The 3,358-nt window shown below is 30.1% G+C and carries 3 protein-coding genes; 1 reads left to right on the top strand and 2 read right to left on the bottom strand.

All coding sequences use genetic code 11. The features are described 5' to 3' along the window. Positions 1-118: 118 nt before the first annotated feature. Positions 119-1,132, top strand: coding sequence for an NAD-dependent epimerase/dehydratase family protein (locus KA468_RS10985; RefSeq protein WP_291242973.1), 1,014 nt, complete (start codon positions 119-121; stop codon positions 1,130-1,132). A gap of 38 nt (positions 1,133-1,170) precedes the next feature. Here the strand turns inward: KA468_RS10985 and KA468_RS10980 are convergent, their stop codons facing one another. Next, on the bottom strand, positions 1,171-2,721 hold the full coding sequence (locus KA468_RS10980; RefSeq protein ID WP_291242972.1) for a hypothetical protein: 1,551 nt from the start codon (positions 2,719-2,721) through the stop codon (positions 1,171-1,173). A gap of 50 nt (positions 2,722-2,771) precedes the next feature. Beyond that, positions 2,772-3,335 (bottom strand): ribosome recycling factor, encoded by a 564-nt coding sequence (gene frr, locus KA468_RS10975; protein WP_291242974.1) that lies wholly within the window; start codon positions 3,333-3,335, stop codon positions 2,772-2,774. Between the last annotated feature and the right edge of the window lie 23 nt (positions 3,336-3,358).

The following is a 3,358-nucleotide window of genomic DNA, read 5'->3' as shown; positions in this document are numbered from 1 at the left end:
AACGATTTTAATAATTGGTGTTTTAGCGCAAAAACAAAGTTTTGAAAAAATTGCCAAGAGAATGTAAACCGCTTTATAAAAGCGGTTTTTTATTTCAATTTTTCACTAATTTTACAAAATGATATTAATTACAGGCGGAACAGGTTTAGTTGGTTTTCATTTATTATTGCACCTCTCTCAGGAAGAGAATACCATTCGTGCAATATATAGATCGGAGAAAAGACTTCTGCACGTTAAAAAATTATTCGAAAATGAAAACAAGCTTTCGGAATTTGAAAAAATTGATTGGGTTAATGCCGATATTTTAGATATTCCTGCTCTTGAAACTGCTTTTATTAATGTTTCTTATGTATATCATTGTGCGGCGCTGGTTTCTTTTAATCCGAAAGATGAAGAAAAACTATATCAAAACAATATTGTTGGAACCGCAAATGTGGTGAATTGTTGTTTGTCTTCTAATGTAAAAAAATTGTGTTATGTAAGTTCGATTTCGGCTTTAGGAAACGGAACGGAACATAATTTATTTATAAATGAAGAAACGGAAAGAAACAACGAAGCCGTAAGAAGCGATTATTCTATTTCAAAGTTTGGCGCAGAAATGGAAGTTTGGCGAGGGTTTCAAGAAGGATTAGATGTGGTAATTGTCAATCCTGGTGTAATTTTTGGGAACGGATTTCCAAAAGAAGGCAGCAGTTTATTTATTCGAAATATAAAAAACGGACAATTATTTTACACGCAAGGTAAACTTGGAATTGTAGCTGTGGAAGATGTGGTAAAAGCGATGACGACTTTAATGAAAAGCACCATTTCTGGAGAACGATTTGTTTTAGTTGCCGATGATGTAACTTACAAAGAATTATTTGATAGTATTGCAGCTAATTTGGCTTCGAGAACCTCAGCAAACAAAGTAAAAAAACCAAAATTTGAAATAAAAAAGTGGCAATTACAAATTATTCGAATCTTTGAGTTTATTTTCACAACCTTATTTTTCAGAAAACAAATGCTTACAAAAGCAACCATAAACGCTTTATATAATTTAGAAATTCACGATACGACTAAAATTAAAAACGCTATTGATTTTGAGTTTTTAGATATGAAGGTGTATTTGAAAACGTTGATAGTGAAAATGTAACATAAAAAAAGAGATTGTATTAACAATCTCTTTTTTATTTATAATGTAACTTTTAATATTTGCTTTTTCTTGCCTTTTCGGCCAATAAAATATACTGAATTTTTTGATATGGCACCGTCTGAAACCATAAATGGCACTTCGCTGTCTTTATCATCTAATATCTCTTGAAAATCAAAATTACCATCTGGTGTAATTCTAATCATATTAAGATTTGATTTTTTTGTACTTGTTTGCCCAAATTGAATTCTATCGTTACTTAATTTTTTTACTTTTTCTCCAGTATTAATAAAAAAGTAAGTATCATTTCCTTTAATTGTAGACGTATAGGAAATATAAGAATCATCTCCACTTGTTGCCTGACGTTTGTTGATATTCCTTGCCCAAATAATATTGCCATCGGTTGCTATTTTTGCACTCACAATATCGTCATAATGATATGTGTAAGTCCAATATCCACCGCCGCTAGGCATCATATGATATTGCGATGTCATATAATATTCTTCTGCGTTAAAAACAATTTCGTTTTGTTGAGTAATCATAATACCTCTGAAAGATAAATTTTTCAATTCTTTATCTTTACTCTTTCCGTATTTATCAATCATAAATTGCTCGGTAAATGGATTGTATTTTGATTTTCTAATTGCTAAGGTAATTGGGTCTAATTCAAAATAACTAATCCCTTTAAAACGATAATCTTTTCTGTCTGAATAAAAACCAATGCAGGTTAATTTGTCTTCAAAAACAATCGTTTTTAATGATCCAGAAAAATGTTCTTCGGTATCAAAAACTTGTGTTACTTGCCCGGAATTACTAATTCTGGTTAACTCATATTGATATTTTCCACCTTCCTTTTTCTTTTTTTTCTCATCAGTATAAACTTTACCTAATAGATAAAGATTATTGCCGTCTTTTGATACATCAATATTCTCATATTTGAATTTTTTGTCTTTTACGTCTCTTTTAAAATCGTGGTCAATTTTTTTATTCAACTTGTTATCAAACAAAAAGACTTTATGTGTTTCTGTATTTTTATCCTTAATATCAATTGTAATTGCAAAAGCAGTTTTATCTTCGTTAACGATAAAATTAGTTCCTGAGTCACCATCAAATTGATTTCCTCCAAACCATTGAGATTTCATTACATCCTCGTTTGCAATTCTGAAAAGTTCTTTTTTAACAAAATTAAACGTATTAATATTAGATGTTAATGCTGAACAAACAAACGCTTTTTCTTTTGTATTGTATACAAAATCAATTAAACTAACTTGATCTCCATTCATAATTACACCTAAAATTGAACCATATTTTTCAATTTCAGATCGTTTCATTTCGTATTCGTATTCCTTAATTAATTTTAAATTAGAATCGTAATGTTCAAAGTAATATCCAGCTCCGGAAGAAAACACACCTCCCATGTAACTTCTCACAATAAAAACTCCATTATTACCATCATCTTCTACTAAAGAAATAAAAGAATGTTTATATTCATCTTTGAAAACTTCACTTTTCAAGATACTATTAGGAATTCCTTGTGCGAACGAAATATTAATCGAAAGTGTAATAATTAAAATTGCAATAATTTTTTTCATTTGAGGCTATTTATTTTATAATATGATATTAGGACTTGAAATTTATACTTTTATACTTTCATAATTTCAGCTTCTTTAGCTGTGAAAATCTCATCAATTTTCTTAATAAAAGCATCTGTTAATTTTTGTACGGAATCCTCCGCAACTTTACAAATATCTTCGGATGTTCCGTCTTTTTCTTCTTTTTTAATGTCGCTATTGGCGTCTTTTCTGGCATTTCTGATACCCACTTTTGCATCTTCAGCTTCTGCTTTAGCTTGTTTTACTAATTCGCGTCTTCTATCTTCTGTTAAAGCAGGAATACTAATAATAATATTATCACCATTATTCATCGGGTTTAACCCTAAATTAGCAATCATTATCGCTTTTTCAATAGGTTGCAACATCGCTTTTTCCCAAGGCGAGACGGTTAAAGTTCTTGCGTCAGCTGCTACAACATTTGCTACTTGAGCCAATGCCGTTTGCGCACCGTAATAGTCTACAAAAACACTCCCTAACATTTGCGGAGATGCTTTTCCAGCTCTAATGTTTAAAAATTCTTTTTCTAAATGCGCTACCGAACCATTCATAGATTCTTTCGCACTATCAATAATAAAGTTAATTTCTTCTGTCATTTTATTTATTTTAAAATTCCAAA

Origin of the sequence: Flavobacterium sp. (genome assembly GCF_017985075.1) — a bacterium.
GTDB lineage: Bacteria > Bacteroidota > Bacteroidia > Flavobacteriales > Flavobacteriaceae > Flavobacterium.
The sequence above is the reverse complement of the archived record's forward strand: the minus strand, read 5'-3'. Positions and strand labels throughout refer to the sequence as shown.

Coding starts and splice junctions, on each gene's coding strand:
- KA468_RS10985 (WP_291242973.1), top strand. CDS start 119: ATGATATTAATTACAGGCGGAACAGGTTTAGTTGGTTTTCATTTATTA.
- KA468_RS10980 (WP_291242972.1), bottom strand. CDS start 2,721: ATGAAAAAAATTATTGCAATTTTAATTATTACACTTTCGATTAATATT.
- frr (WP_291242974.1), bottom strand. CDS start 3,335: ATGACAGAAGAAATTAACTTTATTATTGATAGTGCGAAAGAATCTATG.